Below are 18,693 nucleotides of genomic sequence, written 5' to 3' on the forward strand. Positions count from 1 at the left end.
GCGTGCCACGTACTGCGTGCTGCGATTGCGTTGAAGCCTGTTGCGGTGTCAGGCGGCCGACTGCTGCTGCAGGTACCAGCTTGCAGCGCCGACCACGCCCAGCTGGCCGTGTTCGACGACCTTCACCGGGATGCGTGCCAGTGCTTCGCCCATCGGCCCCTTCTGCAGGTAGCGTTCGACGAAGGTGCTGGCGTGCAGGTATTCGCGGATCTGCGGCAGGATGCCGCCGGCCAGGTAGACGCCACCGTGGGCGCCGTAGAACAGGGCCATGTCGCCGATGGTGCTGCCGAGCAGGCCGCAGAACACATCCAGCGCCTGGCGCGCGCGTGCATCGGTATCGGCCATGGCGGCGGCGGTGACCGCATCGGGGCTGGCCAGCGTCGGTGCCTGCCCCTGCAGCGCACACACCGCGCGGTACAGGTTCATCAGGCCCGGGCCGGAGATCGCATGTTCGATCGATACATGGGCGCGGTCGCGCTGCATGTGGCGGACGATGGCCATTTCCAGTTCGGTGCTGGCGGCCAGGGTCGGCTGGCCGGCTTCGGTGGGAAGCACCACCGGGCCGTGCGCGGTGGGAATCCACAGTGCCGCACCGAGGCCGGTACCGGGGCCGACCACCAGGGTCGGACCGCGCGTGGCGGTGTCCGGCCCGCACAGGTGCAGCACGCCGCTGGCGTCCACCTGCGCGGCGGCATAGGCCACCGCTTCGAAGTCGTTGACGATGTAGACCCGCTGCAGGCCGACATCGGCCTCCACCTGGCGTGCCGACAGCGGCCACGGCAGGTTGGCGGTGATCACCGTGCCGTCCTCGCGGGCGTAGCCGGCGCTGGCGACCACGCAATGCGTGGGCCGCGGGCCTTCGCCGAGGAAGTCGGACAGGATCGCGCTGAGGCCGGCATGGTCGGCATTGCGGTACTTGCGGTACTCCAGCACCTGCACCGGATGGGCGGCGTCACCGCTGGCCTGGACCCGGGCCACGCGCACATGGGTGCCACCGACGTCGGCGGCCAGGAACGAGGGCGCGACTCGGGACAGGACATGGGCCGGGGCGGGGTGGCTGGCGGTCACGCGGGCTCCTGCTGCAGGTGGGGCCGGCCCCGGGATCGGGGGCGGCGATTGGGGCGGAGTCTGTAACCCCGCTGACAACGATGTCAACGAGTTCGTGACACTTTCGTTGCTGCATCGCAACGAATGCGACATGCAGTAAACGTTTACATGGCGTGAGTGCGGGTTTCACGTTGGAACCGTTGCCGCACATGGGCCAAGGCCTCCAGCGCATTCAGCACGATGCGTTGCGATCGGGTTGCGCAGTGCAGCACGAGGTTCACAGGGCTGCGTGTGGAAGTTGACAAACCGCAGCTGTCCATCGAAAGAATGTGACAACGTTGTTCCCAGCCACTCTCCGACGCCGCGTTCTGTGGCCGTCGCCGCAGGAGCCCTCCTGATGTCCGCCGTCCCCGCTGCAAGCGCGCGCCCGAACGTGGCCACCTCCATCGCCATCGTTGGCGTGTTGTTCTTCCTGATCGGCTTCTTTACCTGGCTCAACGGCCCGCTGATCACCTTCGTCAAGTTGGCCTTCGAACTCAGCGAGGTCGGCGCCTTCCTGGTGCTGATGGTGTTCTACCTGTCCTACTTCTTCCTGGCCCTGCCGGCGTCATGGATCCTGCGCCGCACCGGCATGAAGAAGGGCCTCAGCCTGAGCCTGCTGGTGATGGCCGGCGGCGCGGCACTCTTCGGTGAATTCGCGACGCAGCGCTGGTACCCCGGCGCGCTGGGCGGGCTGTTCGTGATCGGCAGCGGGCTGGCCCTGCTGCAGACGGCGATCAATCCCTACATCTCCATCCTCGGCCCGATTGAAACTGCGGCACGCCGCATCGCGCTGATGGGCATCTGCAACAAGATCGCCGGCATGCTCGCACCGGTGCTGATCGGCACCCTGGTGCTGCATGGCATCGGCGACCTGGACAAGCAGGTGCAGGCCGCCGACGCGGTCACCAAGGTCGCGCTGCTCAACGAATTCGCCGCCAAGATCCATGCGCCGTACCTGGCGATGGCCGCGCTGCTGGTGGTGCTGGCGGTGGCCGTGCTGTTCTCGCCGCTGCCGGAGATCAAGTCCTCCGAAGCCAATGCAACGCCGTCAGGGGCACCGGGAACGGCCGAGCGCCGCAGCATCTTCCAGTTCCCGCATCTGTGGCTGGGCGTGCTGTGCCTGTTCGTGTACGTAGGCGTGGAAGTCATGGCCGGTGATGCGATCGGCACCTACGGCCACGGTTTCGGCTTGCCGCTGGACCAGACCAAGATGTTCACCTCGCTGACGCTGGGTGCGATGTTGGCCGGCTACGTGGTCGGCCTGCTGGCGATCCCTGGCCTGGTCTCGCAGTCGCGCTACCTGACCATTTCGGCAGTGATGGGCGTGGTGTTCTGCCTGGGCGCCTGGGCTACGCACGGCTACGTCTCGGTGGCCTTCGTGGCGCTGCTGGGCTTTGCCAACGCGATGATGTGGCCGGCCATCTTCCCGCTGGCGATCCGCGGCCTGGGCCGCTTCACCGAGACCGGCTCGGCCCTGCTGGTGATGGGCATCGCCGGCGGCGCGATCATTCCGCAGCTGTTCGCCGTGCTCAAGCAGCACATCGACTTCCAGCTGGTGTTCGTGCTGCTGATGGTGCCGTGCTACCTGTACATCCTGTTCTACTCGGTGATCGGCCATCGTGCCGGCCTGCCGCAGGACAAGGCCTGATCGGCGATGATGGACGGCAGCCAACCCCAGGGAAAACCCATGCGCAGAGCGACCATCAAGGACGTTGCGGAGAAGGCCAAGGTCTCGCTGAAAACGGTCTCGCGGGTGATCAACAACGAGCCTTCGGTGATGCAGGCCACCCGTGCGCGGGTGCTGCGTGCCATTGCTGAACTCGATTACGAGCCCGATCCGTCGGCGCGCAACCTGCGCAGCGGCACCACCTTCGTGATCGGGCTGGTCTACGACAACCCGAACCCGTACCACATCATCGGCGTGCAGAACGGCGTGCTGGCCGCCTGCCGCGAGACCGGTTTCGGCCTCCAGATCCACCCCTGCGATTCCAGCTCGCCGCTATTGGCCGATGAGCTGGCCGACTGGGTGCAGCGTTCGCGGCTGGCCGGGCTGGTGCTGACCGCGCCGATGTCCGAGCGCCGCGACCTGATCCAGGCGCTGACTGCGCGCGGCATCAAGCTGGTGCGGATCATCGCCGCCACCGAAGACCCCGCCGACGGTGCCTGCGTGTTCGTCGACGACCGCGAGGCGGCCTACGAAATCACCGAGCACCTGATCCAGCTGGGCCACCAGCGCATCGGCTTCCTCTGGGGCGGCATCTCGCACCGCTCCTCGGGCGAACGCTATGCCGGTTACGAAGCCGCGCTGAAGGACTACGGCATGACCGTGGACAAGCATCTGGTGGTGCAGGGCGACTACACCTTCGACGATGGTTTCCGCGGCGCGCGCCGCCTGCTGGCGCTGCGCGAGCCGCCCACCGCCATCTTCGGTTCCAACGACGAAATCGCTGCCGGCGTGCTGGCCGCCGCCAAGTCGGCCGGCATGAACGTGCCCTACGACCTGTCCATTGCCGGCTTCGAGGACAGCCCGTTCTCGCGCCAGTCGTGGCCGCCGCTGACCACCGCCAAGCAGGCCACCGAGGACATCGCCCGCCATGCCGCGCGCCTGCTGATCGCGCAGCTGCGCAGCGACGCCTACGACGATGCGCCGGCACCGCTGCACAACCAGGGCTTCGTGCCGCAGCTGGTGGTGCGCGGTTCGACCGCGCCGATGCGCCCGGCCGGCGCACGCCCCCTTCCTTCCGATCCTGCCTGAGCCTGCCATGTCGCTGTCAGACCCCACTTCCACCCTGATGTTCGCCGAGGCCGCTGAAGCGGCTGACGTGGTTGCCCGCCAGTTCTCGCGCAACCACGCCACCCTGGAATCCCTGGCCGCCAGCCTGCGTGCTGCGCCGCCCCCGTTCGTGGTCACCTGCGCACGCGGCAGTTCCGATCATGCCGCCACCTATGGCAAGTACCTGCTGGAAACCCAGCTGGGCCTGGTGGTCGCATCGGCCTCGCCGTCGGTGGGGTCGGTCTATGCCGCACCCCTGCAGCTGCGCGGCGCACTGTTCATCGTCATCTCGCAGTCGGGCAAGAGCCCGGACCTGCTGCGCAACGCCGAGGCCGCCAAGGCCGCCGGTGCGCGCGTGATCGCGCTGGTCAACGTCGAGGATTCGCCGCTGGCGCTGCTGGCCGATACGGTCATTCCGCTGCATGCCGGTGCCGAAAAGAGCGTGGCGGCGACCAAGAGCTACCTGGCGTCGCTGGCCGCACTGCTGCAGCTGGCTGCGTACTGGAAGCAGGACAGCAGCCTTCGCGCCGCACTGGACCTGCTGCCGGACGCGATGCGCGAGGCCTGGCAGTGCGACTGGAGTGCGGTGACCGAAGGCCTGGTCGAGGCGACCAACCTGTTCGTGCTCGGCCGTGGCCTGGGCCTGGGCGCGGCCCAGGAGGCTGCACTGAAGTTCAAGGAAACCTGCAGCCTGCATGCCGAAGCCTACAGCTCGGCTGAAGTGAAGCATGGCCCGATGGCGCTGGTTGACCGTGGTTTCCCGGTGCTGGCCTTTGCCCAACCCGACGAGACCGGCGCCGGTACCCGTGCTGTCGTCGAAGAATTCACCGCGCGCGGTGCACAGGTGTGGATGGCCGGTGCCGGTGGCAACCTGCCGGTGGCGGCCGCACCGCATCCGCTGTGTGCCCCGCTGCTGACCGTGCAGAGCTTCTATCGCGCGATCAACGCGCTGGCGCTGCGCCGTGGTTTCAACCCTGATCTGCCGCCGCATCTGAACAAGGTTACGGAGACGGTGTGATGGCCACGGTCCTGCGCAACGCCCGCATCCTGGCAGGCGAGGAGTTCCGCGACGATCTGGCGGTGGTGATCGAGGACGGTCGCATCAGCGCGCTGCTGCCTGACGCTGCACCGCAGCTGGGCCAGGCGGCCGAGCAGATCGATCTGGACGGCGGCTGGCTGCTGCCCGGCTTCATCGATGTGCAGGTCAATGGCGGCGGCGGCGCGCTGTTCAACAACACGCCCGATGTCGCCTCGCTGCGCACCATCGCGCGTGCGCACCGGCGCTTCGGCACCACCGCGATGCTGCCGACGCTGATCAGCGACGATGTGGACGTGATGCGCGAAGCAATCGCTGCGATGCGCGAAGCAATCGCTCAGGGCGTGCCCGGCGTGATCGGCATCCACCTGGAAGGCCCGTACATCGCTCCGGCGCGCAAGGGCACCCACGATGCCAGCAAGTTCCGCGTGCCGGACGAAGAAGAGATCGCGCTGGCCGCCTCGCTGGACAACGGCGTGACCCTGCTGACACTGGCGCCGGAACGCGTGCCGCTGGAGACCATCCGTGCGCTGGTCGAACGTGGCGTGATCGTTGCTGCTGGCCACACTGCTGGCACGTACGAAGAGATTCGTGCCGGACTGGATGCTGGGGTGCGTGGCTTCACCCATCTGTACAACGCGATGTCGCCGCTGCAGGGCCGTGAGCCCGGTGCGGTGGGCGCTGCGCTGGAAGACCGCGACAGCTGGATCGGCATCATTGTCGATGGCGTGCATGTGCATCCGGCCAGCCTGCGCGTGGCGCTGGCGGCCAAGCCGCGCGGCCGCCTGCTGCTGGTGACCGATGCGATGCCGCCGGTCGGTGCCGATGATCCCAGCTACGTGCTCTACGGCGAAACCATCACCGCCATCGACGGCGTGGTGCGCAATGCCGCCGGTTCGCTGGCCGGCTCGGCGCTGGACATGGCCACCGCCGTGCGCAACACCGTGCAGCTGCTCGGCCAGCCGCTGGCCGAAGCCGCACGCATGGCCTCGACTTACCCGGCGCAGTTCCTCAACGTCGACGACCGCCTGGGGCACATCGCCGAGGGCTACCAGGCCGACCTGGTGCTGCTGGATGATGCCCTGCAGGTGCGTGGCACCTGGATTGCCGGACAGTACGAGGCCGCCTGATGAACGCGACGCCGCCACGCCGGCTGGGCTCGATCGATGCCCTGCGCGGCATCACCGTGGCGGCGATGCTGCTGGTCAACAATCCGGGTGACTGGAGTGCGGTGTTCGCACCGCTGCGCCATTCGGACTGGCATGGCTGCACGCCCACCGATCTGGTGTTCCCGTTCTTCCTGTTCCTGGTGGGCGTGTCGATGGCGTTCAGCGTAGCGCCGCGCGCGCTGGACGTGTCGGCGCGACCTGCACTGGCGCGCGGCGTGCTGGAGCGCGCGCTGCGCATCCTGCTGGCAGGTGCGCTGCTGCACCTGCTGATCTGGTGGGCGTTGGATACCCATCACTTCCGCATCTGGGGCGTGCTGCAACGCATCGCGGTGTGTGCGGCGTTGGTGGGCGTGCTGGCGGTCTACGCGCGGCCGCGCGTGCAGGTGGGCGCTCTGGTCGCGCTGCTGGTGGGGTACACCGTGTTGCTGCTGGGCATCGGTGACCTGGCGCCATGGACCAACCCGGCCAGCCGCCTGGATACCGCGTTGTTCGCGCCGTGGATCTATCAATGGCACGCCGATGCCGGGCTGGGCCATGACCCGGAAGGATTGCTGAGCACGCTGGGCGCGCTGGCCAGTACCGTGCTCGGGCTGTTGGCCGGAGGCCTGCTGCGCAGCGGACGTGCCGCGGCGCTGGCCGGGCTGGGTGTGGCGACTGCGGTATTGGGCCTGCTGCTGGCGGTGGTGCTGCCGTTGAACAAGCAGCTGTGGACGCCCAGCTACGTGCTGTGGACCGGTGGCCTGGCAGCGCTGGCGCTGTGGCTGGGTCACCTGTTGATCGACCAGAAGGGCTGGCCGGCGCTGGGCCGGCGCTTCGGCGTCAATGCGATCACGGCGTATCTCGGCGCATCGGTGATGTCGGTGGTGCTGATGGCTACCGGGGTTTGGGGGTGGGTCTGGCAGCAGCTGGTCACCGCAATGCCGGAGGCGCTGGAGCTGGCATCCATGCTGCAGGCGCTGGTGTTTGTCGCGCTGTGGTGGGGCGTGGCATGGTGGCTGGACCGGCGGAAGATCTATCTGAAGATCTGATGGCACCTCATCCACGCATGGCGTGGATCTACCTGATGTATCGGCGGCTCAATCCATGCATGGCGTGGATCTACCAGGTGGGGCAGTAGATCCACGCCATGCGTGGATGCTCTCAGCGTGGCCTGTGACCGCCGCAAAGATGAACGATTTCAGCCACGTGGAGGTGGGGTGATGCCCGATCAAGTTAGCAACTGAACTGTGATGGCCGCCACGCAATTTCACCTATCGAAACCGTTCACCACACGGCAGACTGCCTGCGCAGTACCGCATATCCGCAGTTCCTGATCCCTTGTCCAGGAGTGCTGTATGTCCCGTGCCGTTCCGCGCGCTTTCCGTCCGCGCCGCCTCACCGTTTCCGTGCTGCAGGCCCTGGCTGTCCCGTCCGTCATGCTGCTGAGTGCCAGCGTCGCCTGGGCCGGCTGCGACAGCGCCGCCCCCGTCGCCGGCCAGACGGTCACCTGCGATGCCAATGCGCCGAACCCGCAGACTGTTCCCATCACGGCCAATGGCGCGGCCGGCATCACCATCAATATCGCCAACACGGCACAACTGCAGCAGAGCGGTGGCAGCAGCGCGATTTCGCTTGTTGGTGCCGGTGGGCATCTGTTGTCCAACCTGGGCACGATCAGTTCGGTGGGCGGTGTGGCGGTCCAGCTCGGTGGCGGCAGCCGTGTCGAAAATGCGGGCAGCATCAGCACCGGCAACAACACCGCCCTGCAGTTCGTCGGTGCGGGCGACAGCGTGCTGGTCAACCGCGGAACGATCAGCGGCCGCACGGGTGTGCAGTTCGGTGCGGGCAACGACCGCCTGGAGATGCAGGCAGGCAGCATCTCCGGTGGCGTCCAGCAGGGCGATGGCAATGATGTGCTGCTGTTGAGCGATGGCATGATCGACAGCGTCGACCAGGGCAGTGGCGATGACCAGATGACCGTCACCGGCGGCACCGTCACCGGCCTGGTAGCGCAGGGCAGCGGCCGCGATGATTTCGTCATGAGTGGCGGCACGGTCGGCGCGCTGCAGCAGGGCGACAACATCGATACCTTCCGCATGAGCGGTGGCCGCATCATCGGCGCGTTCGAGGATGGCGACCAGGCCTGGATGACCGGTGGCCGCATCGGCCGCGTCAACATGAAGCTGGACAAGAACCTGTGGGACCAGTCCGGCGGCACCGTGGATGGCAATGTGGTGACCGGTTTCGACACCGATACCATCATCATCTCGGGTACCGCCTACATCGGCGGCAACATCAGCGTCAGCGGCGGCAACGACAGCGTGACCATCACCGACGGCACCGTGCGCGGGCAGGTACTGCTCAGTAACGGCAATGACACCTTCAACTGGAATGGCGGTGGCATCGTCTACGGCGCGATCGACATGGGCCCGGACAACGACGTGGCCAACCTCAGCAACCTCAACCAGGGCAACCTCGGTGCGGTGCCGCTGTTCGACGGTGGCGGTGGCATCGACCAGCTCAACCTGAGCAACGTCAAGACCACGGGCGTGGGCCGCTTCCAGAACTGGGAGGCGATCAGCCTGGCCAACAGCACCGAGCTGAGCTTCGATGGCGATCTGGTGCTGGGCGACAGCGGTAGCGGCACCGGCACGCTTACGGTGGATGACACCAGTACCGTCTACGCGGGCAGTGGGGGGCATGCCATCCGCCCATTCAACAGTGGTGCACTGGTGGAGATGGTCAATGCCGGGCGCATCGACCTGACCGGTACCGGCGCTGGCGACGTGTTCACCGTGCGTGGCAACTACCGCGGAGACGGTGGTGGCCTGTACCTGCGTACCGTGCTGGGCGCGGACAACTCCACCAGCGACCGTCTGGTGATCGACGGCGGTACTGCCACCGGGACCACCGGCATCGGCGTGCTCAATGCCGGCGGCAGCGGCGCCGCCACGCTGGCCGATGGCATCCTGGTGGTGCAGGCCTTGAATGGCGGCCGCACCGCGCCGGGTGCGTTTTCGCTGTTCGCACCGGTTGCGGCCGGTGCCTACGAGTACTACCTGTTCAAGGGCGGTGTCAGTGCCGGTACCGCCGAGAACTGGTACCTGCGTTCGACGCTGGTGACCGGGCCGACGCCAGCACCCAATGGTGGCGGCAGCGCGACACCGCCACCGCTGACGCCTCCAGTGGCCCCACCGCCGCCGATCACCCCGGCACCGCCGCCGCCGCCCGAAGGCGCCACCGATCCGGACCTGACCGCGGGCGAGACCGCGCCGCCACCACCGCCACCGGAACCCGCGCCGGTGGCGCCACCCAGCGATCCGGCCGTGCCGGACGTGCCAGTGGCCGGCGGTGCGCTGCCCGGAACCGGTGCCCCGCCGACGCCGGGTGCACGCCCCGCCGAGGGCGCAGTGGTGCCGCTGTACCGCGTGGAGACTGCCACCTATGCCGTGGTGCCGCCGCTCCTGCGCGAGACCTCGCTGGCCAGCCTCGGCACCTTCCACGAGCGGCAGGGCGAGCAGCGCCTGCTGTACAACCAGGGCGCATTCCGCACCGCCTGGGGCCGCTTGGTGGGGCAGAACAGCGAGATCCACTGGAAGGGCGATGCGCAGCCCGGCTTCGATGGCGATGTGATGGGCCTGCAGGCTGGTCTCGACGTGTGGGCCGCTGCCTCCGACAACCACCGCAACCAGATCGGCGTGTTCGTCGGCCGCACCCGCGCGCAGGGCAAGACCACCGGCCTGGCACTGGGCTGGGAGAACGTACAGGTGGGACAGAGCCGCCTGGACGACAAGCACGTGGGCCTGTACTGGACGCTCACCGACAGCAGTGGTGGCTATATCGACGCCGTAGCGATGCAGAGCCGCTACGACGGCCGCGTGCGTTCTTCGCGTGGGCTCGGCTTCGGAATCAGCGGCGATGGCACCAGCGTGTCGGTGGAGGCCGGCAAACCGCTGCTGCACTTCGGTCAGTCCGCATGGTGGCTGGAACCGCAGCTACAGGTGATCTGGCAACGCACGTCGCTGGACGACCGCCGCGATGAGGTGTCGAGCGTGCGTTTCGACAACGACAACGCCTGGACTGGCCGCATCGGCCTGCGCCTGGCCGGCGATTACCAGCTGGCCGACAACGGCTGGCAGCCGTATTTCAAGCTCAATTACTGGCATGGCCGCTCCGGCGAGGACCGCATCCGCTTCGACGACGACACGATCATCAATTCGCAGCGCTCGCGTGCACTCGAAGCCGGTGTCGGCGTGGTAGGGCGCTTCAACCGCACCATCAGCGCGTACGCGGTGGCCGACTACACGCGCGAGCTGGGCGGTGACCGCAACGAGAAGCGCCGCATCATCGAAGGCAACATCGGCCTGCGCGCGGACTGGTAGCGCCGGGCCATGCCCGGCGGCATGACCCGCTCTGGTGGGTGTCGACCTTGGTCGACACAGATTCCACCGGCGCCATGACCTTGCTCTGGTAGGTGCCGACCTTGGTCGGCACACATCCCCAACCGACGCCATTGACCCGCTCTGGTAGGTGTCGACCTTGGTCGGCACGAATCCCACCGACGCCATGACGTTGCTCTGGTAGGTGCCGACCTTGGTCGGCACGAATCCCACCGACGCCATGACGTTGCTCTGGTAGGTGCCGACCTTGGTCGGCGCGAATCCCACCGACACCACGATGTTGCTCTGGTAGATGCCGACCTTGGTCGGCACGAATCCCACCGACACCACGATGTTGCTCTGGTAGGTGCCGACCTTGGTCGGCACGAATCCCACCGACACCACGACGTTGCTCTGGTAGGTGCCGACCTTGGTCGGCACGAATCCCACCGACGCCATGACCTCCGCGCAGCCGAGCATAGGCGCGGTTCTACAACAGTGGTGCGCACGCATCCGGTTCCACCAGCGCCCCGGCATGATCGGCCAGCACCACCACCGCATGCAGCAACCCTTCCTCCACCTGTGGCGGACACTGCGCCTGCAAATCATCCATCTCGCGCGCCGACTGCGCCGCCAGCAACACGCCCCCACACGCAGACACTGCCGCCAAGCAGCGCGTCGCTTCGGCCAGTTCCCGACCGCGCGCCCCGCTGAGTTGCCGTTCGCGCCACACCTGATCATCGGCTGCGTGGCCACGCGCCATGCCGCGCAACCGCGCGAAGAACGCGGAGGGCGGCGCCTGTTCGTGGGCTTCGGTGAGCGCATCTTCCAGCGCTTCGGCTGCCGTAGTGGACAGCTGCAGGCCGGGCAGTGCAGCACCGAGCAGTGCATGCAGGCGTGGATAGGTGGGGTAGGGCGTGTTCATGGCAGCAACCTCACAAGGCAAGGCCACCTGCGGGATGCAAGGTGGCGGGCGGTGCGGGTTGGCGTGCCGGTGAAGCTCTTCACGAGGAATGACGCCGGCGGATCCGGGGATCCCCACGCACCGCCCGCCGCAGAACGACGGACGGTGCATTGTTCGGGCCGGCAACGACGTTGCAAGCCCGCTCGTGAAAAGCTTCATTCAGGACGCCAATCCCGGTCAGCGCAGGAGGCGCCGACGGGGCCACCTTGGCGCGTTGTGCGCCCCGACGACATGGGCAAAGTTGCAATGTGGTGACCGCATGCAAGCCGTCTTGCCACAACGCGCGACCGGGCCAGATACGACAGTTCGCGCGTGGCGCAAGCGATCATGCTCCGGTTATGCTGCGGTCCTGATTCAACGACAAGGAAGCGTCGCATGCAGGTTCGCAAGGGAGTGCGTCGCATCGGCGCGCTGATGTTCGTGTTGTTGGCCACCGGCGCCATGGCCGATACGCCAGGCGCGGTCGAGGTGCCCTCGCCGGAGGCCCAGGCCGAGATCCTCAACCTGCTTGAACGCCAGGCGCTGTATCGCGACCGGGTGGACTGGCCCGCCACCCGCGTACGCCTGCAATCGGTGCAGGGCGACCCCGCGCAACGGCTGGCCGTTCTGCGCGAAGCCATTGCGCTCAGCACCGGCCACCATGGTGCGTGGACCACGACCCAGCGCCAGCGCGAATCCCTCGCGCATGCGCAGCAGGCCGGCGCCGCCGCCGTTGACCGGGCCAGGGCCGCCGATGCGGTGGATGCGCGCATCGGCTGGGTGGTCATCGAGGGCTATGCCTCCACGCCGGGCGCGACGCCGCAGGAGAAATTCCGCCAGGACATCCAGCGTGCCGCGCGGTGGCAGCAGGTCATCCGCAGCAAGGACGACGGCGCGCGCTGTGGCTGGATCGTCGACCTGCGGGACAACAGCGGTGGCGCCATGTGGCCGATGCTGCTGGGCATGGCCCCGCTGCTGCGCACCTCGGTGGTGAACAACGAGGACGTCGGCTCGTTCGAAACCGCGCAAGGACCGCAGCGCTGGACGTTGACGGCGACTGCGGTGCAGCTGGCGGGCAGGCCGCTGCTGGACTTCGGCCAGTCCGGCCATGTAGTGCGGCAGCCTGGCGCACCGGTGGCGGTGCTGTTCGGGCCCCGCACCGGCAGTTCGGGCGAGGCCTCGGTGCTGGCGTGGCGTGGCCGCCCGCAGGCGCGGAGTTTCGGACAGCCGACCGCGGGTGTCTCCACCGGCAATGTCGTGCACACCCTTGCCGATGGCAGTCGCCTGCTGCTGACCACCAGCGTGATGCGGGACCGCAATGATCGTGGCGATGGCTTGAAGATCGAACCCGACCAGCGCGTCGAGGGTGATGCCGCCACTGTGGCCGCCGCCCAAGCGTGGCTGCTGGCCCAACCCGCCTGCCAGGGCAGCTGACCCATGCTGCTGATCGGCCAGCAGGAACGGGTGCTGATCGTCGGCCCGACCGAAGCCCACCACTGCCTGCGCTGCCAGACCGAAACCGAATTCGCCCCGCAGCTGCGCTACAAAATGGCACGCATCGACCTGCTGTTCGGCTTCACCTACCAGCGCCGCTACGAACTGGCCTGTACCCGTTGCGAGCACGGCTGGGTGCTGGATACCGAGGCCATGGACCAGCAGCTGGGTGGGGTGCCGATCCCGTGGCGGCACCGCTTCGGCCTGCCGTTGATGCTGGTGGTGGTGGCCGGTCTGGCGGCGTTGGGCTGGCTGTGGCGGCACGGATTCCTCGGTTGAGGACCGGGCCTGTTAAAGTCTGCCCTGCAATCACGTACCGGAAGCGACCATGGACCACGACACCCCGTTCGACCCCCTCAACGACCTCGAGGTGCGCCTGTTGCAGGCACAGGACGGCACGCTGACTGCGTCGCAGTTCCTCGACGGCCTGCTGACCTCGACGGCGTTCGTGCTGCTGGACAAGGCCATTGGTGAAGATGGCGCCTGGGACGAGAGCATCTCGCCGCTGGTGCTGACCAGCGAGAGCGGCGAGCCGATGTTTGCGGTGTTCACCGCCCCCGAGCGCGCCGGCCTGTGGCACGAGCAGCTGCCGCAGTTTGCGCATGCCATGCCGATCGCGGTGCACGCGCTGCTGGCCGGTATCGGCGACGGCGTCGGCCTGGTGCTGAACCCGGGCCTGGACGTGGGCATGGAGATGATTCCCGATGCGGTGGCGCAGCTGAAGCAGCGGGCTGCGGCGATCACCCGTGGGATGGCGCACTGATCCCGCGATTGTCTGGTTGCCGGCCAGCGGCCGGCACTACCCGTGGTGCCGGACGGCGGCGATGGCTTGCAAGTGTGTCCTGTTCAATGGAGAGGAGCATCGTGGGCAGGCGTTCTAACCGATCGCTGTGGGTCTATGAGGTCGGCCTTGTTGCGGGTTTGGCACTGGTAGCTGCGTTCATCACCCGGTTCAATCCGGTGGAGACACTCCGGCTGGGTGGATGGCTGTTCCTCTTGATGCAACCCATCTTGTTGGGTGCTCATGCTGTCGACCACTTCTCGCGTAAGCGTCGTCGATAGACGGGCGATCGGTGCCGGCCAGCAGCCGGCATCACCAGGTGCTTCAGCGGGCGGCGGCGATGGCTTTCACCCGCGCCTTGGCCAGCGCTTCGCCGATGGCCGGCCCCTTCAGGTGTGTCGTATCCAGATCCCGTGCCTGCACTGACAGCGCCGCCTGGTGCAGGCGCTTGAGTGTTTCGCCCTGCGGGTAGTCGGCGTCCTCGAAGCCGAGCCGGCCGCGCTTGTCGGCCTCGCAGCACAGTGCGATGCGGGCCACGCGCTCCGGCCGACGCAACGCATCACAGCGGCCCAGTAGTTCCAGCACGGTGGCATCGCGCAGGTCGTCGATGCGGTGCACGTTCAAGTGCTCGCGGCACACCGCTTCGGCCAGCTGCTGGTGTTCGGTGGGAATCTTCAACCGCGCACACAGTGCCTTCAACGGCTTGATGCCGCGCTGCTCGTGCATGATGTGGCGCGGCCATTCCTCCGGCGGGGTCAGGCCCTTGCCGAGATCGTGGGTGAGGGCAGCGAAGCCGACCAGGTCATCGCCGGGGGCGAGCTTCGCGGCCATGTCGCTGACCATTTCCTGGTGGATGCCGGTGTCGACTTCCGGGTGGAATTCAGCACGCTGCGGTACGCCGTACAGTGCTTCCAGTTCGGGCAGGATCGGGCCCAGTGCCTGCGCATCGTGCAGCGTGCGCAGGAAGGCGGAGGGCCGTTCACTGACCAGCGCCTTGCGCAGTTCCTGCCAGACGCGTTCCGGCACCAGCGCGTCCAGTTCACCGCTGGCGGCGACCTCGCGCATCAGTGCCATGGTCTCTTCGGCGACGCTGAAGCCCAGTGGTGCAAAACGGGCCATGAAGCGCGCTGCGCGCAGCACGCGCAGCGGATCCTCGACGAAGGCCGGCCCGACATGGCGCAGCACGCGCTGTTCCAGGTCGCGGACACCGCCATAGGGATCGACCAGCGTGCCGGTGTCTTCGTCGCAGGCAATCGCATTGATGGTGAAGTCGCGGCGCTGCAGGTCTTCTTCCAGCGTCACCGCCGGATCGGCATCGACCACGAAGCCGCGATAGCCGCGGCCGGATTTGCGCTCGGTGCGCGCCAGCGCGTATTCCTCACCGGTCTTCGGATGCAGGAACACCGGGAAATCGCGGCCGACTGCGGTGTAGCCCTGCGCTTCCATCTGCGCAGGCGTGGCGCCGACCACCACCCAGTCGCGGTCGCCGGCAGAGCGCTGCAGCAGGCGGTCGCGCACGGCGCCGCCGACAAGATAGATCTTCATGGGGGGATGATCGCATGGCCGGCGCAGATGTTCCGGCACGACCGATGCTGAGGCCTCACGGCAGGCCGCGCCACTCCGGCACGAACAGGCCGGCCAGGAACCATAGGCTGTAGACGATCCACAGGCAGAGGACGTACAGCTTGATCTGGGCTTCGTCCCACAGGCTGCCCCAGCTGTCGACGAAGGCCAGCGACTTCCAGCCTTCCATCCAGGCCGCGCCACCCCAGCGCAGTACCCAGGTGGCGAACAGGCTCCAGGCGGCGAATATCCCGATCCAGGCCAACAGGCTCCTTGCGTTCCCCTCCCCGGGAAATGGCTACCAGGTCGTGCCAGCCAGAAGCCGGCACGACCGCAGTGCGATCAATCGCCGCCCTGCTCGGCGTTGGCCGCGCAGCTGAAGCTCTTGCGCTTGTCCACCAGGCGGCCCATCAGGCGGTCGCTCAGCGGCAGCGCATCGCCGTTGAGGCGCCAGTCGTAGATCACGCTGAAGGCCAGCACGCGGGCCACGTACTCGCGGGTTTCCTTGTAGCTGATGGTCTCGATCCACAGGTCCGGATCAAAGCCCGGGCGCTGGCCCTGCCAGCGTGCGGTCGGGGTCGGGCCGGCGTTGTAGGCGGCGATGGTCACGTACGGCAGGCCGTCGTACTTGTTCATCAGCTGGCGCAGGTAGGCGGTGCCGATGGCAATGTTGGTGTCCGGGTCGTAGAGGCTGTCGGCGCCGCCGTAGCCGGTCAGGCCGATCGACTTGGCCACGCCGGCACCGGTGGCCGGCAGCACCTGCATCAGGCCCATGGCGTTGGCAGGCGAGCGCGCACGCGGAGTGAAGGTGCTCTCGGCGCGGATTTCCGCCGCTACCCAGGCCGGATCGATCGCGTTGCGTGCCGATTCGCGGCGGATGGTAGCGTCGTGGTGCAACGGGAAGCGCAGGTCGTACAGGCGCTGTTCCTGCGGCTGCTTGCCGAGCGCGAACACGGCGCGGTCGAACCAGCCGTTGTCCTGCGCCACGCGTACCGCCAGGCGGCGCTGGGTGTCATCGAAGCGCGACAGCGCGCTGTTCCATTCGGCCACGGCCCAGCCGGCACGGTCGATCTGGTACAGCGCCATCGCGCGCTGGATGGCCGGGTCGCGCGCAATCACCGCCTGCGCCTGCGCGCTGTCATTCGGCTTCCACGGGCACAGCGTGTAGCCCTGCTGCAGCTTGTCCGCAGCGAGGAAACCGTGGAAGGTCGGTGCGCGTGCGGCCTCGCGGAACAACGGCTGCGCCTGCTGGGCCTGGCCGGTCTTCTCCAGCATGCGGCCTTCGAAGTAGCGCCAGCGCGGGTCGCTGCGCTGCTTGCTGGCCATCTTGCGGATCGCCGTCAGCGCCGCCGGCCAGTCACCGCGCGACATCGCTTCGCGCACGCGCCATTCGTGCAGGCGTTCGTCATACGCCGATTCCGGCACCGCGTTGAGGCGGCGCGCCGAATCGGGCAGGTAGGAGGCCACTGTCCACAGCGCGATCTGGTAGAGCACCTGGCCCTGCTGCTCGGCACTCAGGCCCAGCGCCTGCGCGTACTGCGGCAGCTGCTGTTCGGTGGCGCCCGGGTCGGCCTTGGCCAGCTTGGCCAGGCCATCGGTGGCGATGCGCCGGCTGCGCTCGTTGCGCGGCCAGTTCAATGCGCTGGCATTGGGCTTGTCGACAAAGGCGGCGTAAGTGTTGGCCAGCGCCAGGTCGGTGGCAGGCAGGCCACGTGCGGCGCTGCGCATCACGGCCGGCTGCTGGGCGTCGGCGGCGGCATCGATGCGTTCCCAGCGCAGGGCGTCGCTCAGGCCACCCTGCGCCTGCAGCACGGCGAAAACGGCATCACAGCCGTCCGGCAGCGACTTGCCGTTCTTGCGCCACAGGTCCTGCGCCTCGCTGATCCACTGCGGATCGACCTTGCCCGTCACCTGGCGCGCGGTCAGCTGCGCACAGCGCAGGCCGGCGTTGTCGGTGGGCACCCAGTTGGCGAGCAGGGTGGGCCAGTCCTGGCGGCGTGCGACCGAGGGCAGCCACACGCTGCGGAACGTGTTGGCCACGGCCTGGCCGTCATAGCGCTTGAGGAAGGCCTGTGCCTGCGCGGTATCGACGGTGTCGATGTTGCGGCGCAGGTTGGCGTACTCCAGCCATCCGTAAGCTGGATGGCGGCTGAGTGCAGCGGCCTGGCCGGGATCGAACTGGCCGCGTTCGGCGGCAGCGATCGCAGCCTTCAGCTGCGCGTTCTGGGCGTCGAGGGACTGGGCGTTGGCGCAGCCGATCAGCAGCGTGGTGGCCAAGGGCAGCAGGGACAGGGCAGTTGAAGTGCGTCGGGTCATGGCGACCAGCATAGCGGGCGATGGCTGAATTCAGTTTCGCATTGCGTGCACGCCGAGCGTCGGCAACGACAGCTGAATGACCCCGCGCAGGCCACTGCCACAGCGGATGAGAAGCGTCGTAACGTCGGCCTTGGGCGAACGGCCCGGCTGCAGGGAGCGGCACATGGCGTTCAGTAGCGCAGGAAGAAGCGGCCCGCTGGCGGACATCAATGTCACGCCACTGGTGGATGTGATGCTGGTGCTGTTGATCATCTTCATCGTGACCGCGCCGATTGTGGCCCGGCCGATTGCCGTGCAATTGCCGCAGGCCACCGATCGGGTGGTCGACCGTCCCGAACCGCCACCGCCGATCGAGCTGCGCCTGGACGCTGCCAACCAGCTCAGCTGGAATGGCCAGCCGATGGCGATCGGCGAACTGCAGGCGCGCCTGCAGGCACAGGCGGGTGAACATGCCGGCAACCTGCCGGAGCTGCGCATCGCCACCGATCCGGCGGCCGAGTACGAAGGCATGGCGCGGATATTGGCTGCGGCCGAAGCCACTGGCATGGAGCGCATTGCCTTCGTGCGATAGAGCGTTGTCTCACTGCTGCTCATGCGGTGATTGCTGCATGAGCGGCGCTTGCCCTGCTGACAGCGTCGCATCCAGGATCCGCAGAAAAGCCATTTCAATCTGCGCTGGAACCTGGGTCGGATGTGCTCGCCACTTTCTGTGCTCAGGGTCATGTTCAACGTGGAAAGCAGTCAACTCGGCTCTCTCGAAATCCACCACAACCGTCAGTCCCTCTCCCGAGGCCAAGGCCGCATCGCTGGGAGAGGGACAGTTGTTGCACTCGATCACGCCGCCTGCTCTCGATTCACCTGCCAGGGAAAGAAGCAGCGTCATCACCATCGTGACGCCCGGCACGGCAGTCACTGCTTTCATGTTCGGCCCTCCCGCGAATGGCTGGAGGTGCGAGTCTGCGCTGGGTCGACTGGTGGGGCCTCCTGAATGAAGGAATTTTCAAACTATTCCTGAAACGGTCTGGCAAAGGCCTTTTCCGTGAATGCAGAAGCTACCGGCGCGCGCTGTCGCAGCCTGCATCAAGGCTGCCTGCGGCGAACAGTATCGTCCGGTCATAACCTGCAGCTATCTGACGTAATCGGCCTGCAATTACGTCAATTCCGCGTGAAA

General features: G+C 67.4%; 16 protein-coding genes. 10 read left to right on the plus strand and 6 right to left on the minus strand.

The genetic code is table 11. From position 1 onward, the window contains the following. Positions 1–48: 48 nt before the first annotated feature. Complete coding sequence (locus N5D45_RS17725; RefSeq protein ID WP_010480946.1) at positions 49–1,068, minus strand: glucokinase family protein; 1,020 nt, start codon at positions 1,066–1,068, stop codon at positions 49–51. 376 nt (positions 1,069–1,444) lie between these two features. Here N5D45_RS17725 and N5D45_RS17730 point away from each other — a divergent pair, with 376 nt between their 5' ends. The 6 genes from N5D45_RS17730 to N5D45_RS17755 all read left to right on the plus strand — a co-directional run bounded on the left by N5D45_RS17730 (position 1,445) and on the right by N5D45_RS17755 (position 10,428). Then, a complete protein-coding gene (locus N5D45_RS17730; protein WP_005419333.1) occupies positions 1,445–2,737 on the plus strand; it encodes a sugar MFS transporter in 1,293 nt (430 codons plus the stop codon). A gap of 39 nt (positions 2,738–2,776) precedes the next feature. Beyond that, positions 2,777–3,844, plus strand: a complete 1,068-nt coding sequence (locus N5D45_RS17735; RefSeq protein ID WP_006391719.1) for a LacI family DNA-binding transcriptional regulator — start codon at positions 2,777–2,779, stop codon at positions 3,842–3,844. A 7-nt stretch (positions 3,845–3,851) separates the two neighbouring features. After that, complete coding sequence (locus tag N5D45_RS17740) at positions 3,852–4,880, plus strand: SIS domain-containing protein (RefSeq protein WP_019338836.1); 1,029 nt, start codon at positions 3,852–3,854, stop codon at positions 4,878–4,880. Continuing rightward, positions 4,880–6,028: an N-acetylglucosamine-6-phosphate deacetylase gene (gene nagA, locus N5D45_RS17745; RefSeq protein WP_049481520.1), complete on the plus strand. Its 1,149-nt coding sequence runs from the start codon at positions 4,880–4,882 to the stop codon at positions 6,026–6,028. Before N5D45_RS17740 ends, nagA begins: the two co-directional genes overlap by 1 nt. Further along, positions 6,028–7,095, plus strand: a complete 1,068-nt coding sequence (locus N5D45_RS17750; RefSeq protein WP_279939377.1) for a heparan-alpha-glucosaminide N-acetyltransferase domain-containing protein — start codon at positions 6,028–6,030, stop codon at positions 7,093–7,095. The genes nagA and N5D45_RS17750 overlap by 1 nt, the downstream gene beginning before the upstream one ends. A 306-nt stretch (positions 7,096–7,401) precedes the next feature. Next, the gene (locus N5D45_RS17755) at positions 7,402–10,428 is read left to right on the plus strand and encodes an autotransporter outer membrane beta-barrel domain-containing protein (RefSeq protein WP_279939378.1); all 3,027 of its coding nucleotides are present in this window, start codon (positions 7,402–7,404) and stop codon (positions 10,426–10,428) included. Positions 10,429–10,915: 487 nt separating this feature from the next. Here N5D45_RS17755 and N5D45_RS17760 read toward each other — a convergent pair whose 3' ends face one another. Then, the gene (locus tag N5D45_RS17760; protein ID WP_049481528.1) at positions 10,916–11,350 is read right to left on the minus strand and encodes a hypothetical protein; all 435 of its coding nucleotides are present in this window, start codon (positions 11,348–11,350) and stop codon (positions 10,916–10,918) included. 414 nt (positions 11,351–11,764) lie between these two features. On the opposite strand from N5D45_RS17760, the gene N5D45_RS17765 reads away from it, so the two are divergent. From N5D45_RS17765 to N5D45_RS17775, 3 genes are read left to right on the plus strand one after another with little or no spacing between them, the layout of a single operon-like run. Next, on the plus strand, positions 11,765–12,802 hold the full coding sequence (locus N5D45_RS17765; protein WP_164193335.1) for a S41 family peptidase: 1,038 nt from the start codon (positions 11,765–11,767) through the stop codon (positions 12,800–12,802). Between the two features lie 3 nt (positions 12,803–12,805). Next, complete coding sequence (locus N5D45_RS17770) at positions 12,806–13,141, plus strand: hypothetical protein (RefSeq protein WP_164193338.1); 336 nt, start codon at positions 12,806–12,808, stop codon at positions 13,139–13,141. A gap of 49 nt (positions 13,142–13,190) precedes the next feature. After that, entirely contained in the window at positions 13,191–13,625 is a 435-nt protein-coding gene (locus tag N5D45_RS17775) for an SseB family protein (RefSeq protein ID WP_049429399.1), read from the plus strand. Between the two features lie 342 nt (positions 13,626–13,967). Here the strand turns inward: N5D45_RS17775 and N5D45_RS17780 are convergent, their stop codons facing one another. From N5D45_RS17780 to N5D45_RS17790, 3 genes are all read right to left on the minus strand, one after another. Next, a complete protein-coding gene (locus tag N5D45_RS17780; protein ID WP_010480923.1) occupies positions 13,968–15,188 on the minus strand; it encodes a multifunctional CCA addition/repair protein in 1,221 nt (406 codons plus the stop codon). Between the two features lie 55 nt (positions 15,189–15,243). Further along, on the minus strand, positions 15,244–15,471 hold the full coding sequence (locus N5D45_RS17785) for a hypothetical protein (protein WP_279939381.1): 228 nt from the start codon (positions 15,469–15,471) through the stop codon (positions 15,244–15,246). Positions 15,472–15,548: 77 nt separating this feature from the next. Further along, positions 15,549–17,534 carry a transglycosylase SLT domain-containing protein gene (locus tag N5D45_RS17790; protein WP_279939382.1) on the minus strand — a complete coding sequence of 662 codons (1,986 nt, stop codon included), beginning with the start codon at positions 17,532–17,534 and terminating at the stop codon, positions 15,549–15,551. Between the two features lie 151 nt (positions 17,535–17,685). Here N5D45_RS17790 and N5D45_RS17795 point away from each other — a divergent pair, with 151 nt between their 5' ends. Then, positions 17,686–18,093 carry a biopolymer transporter ExbD gene (locus tag N5D45_RS17795; protein ID WP_019338425.1) on the plus strand — a complete coding sequence of 136 codons (408 nt, stop codon included), beginning with the start codon at positions 17,686–17,688 and terminating at the stop codon, positions 18,091–18,093. A gap of 9 nt (positions 18,094–18,102) precedes the next feature. On the opposite strand, the gene N5D45_RS17800 is transcribed toward N5D45_RS17795, so the two are convergent. Further along, on the minus strand, positions 18,103–18,444 hold the full coding sequence (locus N5D45_RS17800; RefSeq protein WP_224328571.1) for a hypothetical protein: 342 nt from the start codon (positions 18,442–18,444) through the stop codon (positions 18,103–18,105). Positions 18,445–18,693 lie beyond the last annotated feature (249 nt).

The organism is Stenotrophomonas sp. GD03819, from assembly GCF_029841665.1.
GTDB lineage: Bacteria > Pseudomonadota > Gammaproteobacteria > Xanthomonadales > Xanthomonadaceae > Stenotrophomonas > Stenotrophomonas geniculata.

Excerpts from the sequence above, each read along its gene's own strand:
- N5D45_RS17790 (WP_279939382.1), bottom strand. The coding sequence starts at position 17,534 with ATGCTGGTCGCCATGACCCGACGCACTTCAACTGCCCTGTCCCTGCTG.
- nagA (WP_049481520.1), top strand. The coding sequence starts at position 4,880 with ATGGCCACGGTCCTGCGCAACGCCCGCATCCTGGCAGGCGAGGAGTTC.
- N5D45_RS17795 (WP_019338425.1), top strand. The coding sequence starts at position 17,686 with ATGGCGTTCAGTAGCGCAGGAAGAAGCGGCCCGCTGGCGGACATCAAT.
- N5D45_RS17755 (WP_279939378.1), top strand. The coding sequence starts at position 7,402 with ATGTCCCGTGCCGTTCCGCGCGCTTTCCGTCCGCGCCGCCTCACCGTT.
- N5D45_RS17765 (WP_164193335.1), top strand. The coding sequence starts at position 11,765 with ATGCAGGTTCGCAAGGGAGTGCGTCGCATCGGCGCGCTGATGTTCGTG.
- N5D45_RS17760 (WP_049481528.1), bottom strand. The coding sequence starts at position 11,350 with ATGAACACGCCCTACCCCACCTATCCACGCCTGCATGCACTGCTCGGT.
- N5D45_RS17780 (WP_010480923.1), bottom strand. The coding sequence starts at position 15,188 with ATGAAGATCTATCTTGTCGGCGGCGCCGTGCGCGACCGCCTGCTGCAG.
- N5D45_RS17735 (WP_006391719.1), top strand. The coding sequence starts at position 2,777 with ATGCGCAGAGCGACCATCAAGGACGTTGCGGAGAAGGCCAAGGTCTCG.
- N5D45_RS17800 (WP_224328571.1), bottom strand. The coding sequence starts at position 18,444 with ATGAAAGCAGTGACTGCCGTGCCGGGCGTCACGATGGTGATGACGCTG.
- N5D45_RS17775 (WP_049429399.1), top strand. The coding sequence starts at position 13,191 with ATGGACCACGACACCCCGTTCGACCCCCTCAACGACCTCGAGGTGCGC.
- N5D45_RS17750 (WP_279939377.1), top strand. The coding sequence starts at position 6,028 with ATGAACGCGACGCCGCCACGCCGGCTGGGCTCGATCGATGCCCTGCGC.
- N5D45_RS17730 (WP_005419333.1), top strand. The coding sequence starts at position 1,445 with ATGTCCGCCGTCCCCGCTGCAAGCGCGCGCCCGAACGTGGCCACCTCC.
- N5D45_RS17740 (WP_019338836.1), top strand. The coding sequence starts at position 3,852 with ATGTCGCTGTCAGACCCCACTTCCACCCTGATGTTCGCCGAGGCCGCT.
- N5D45_RS17770 (WP_164193338.1), top strand. The coding sequence starts at position 12,806 with ATGCTGCTGATCGGCCAGCAGGAACGGGTGCTGATCGTCGGCCCGACC.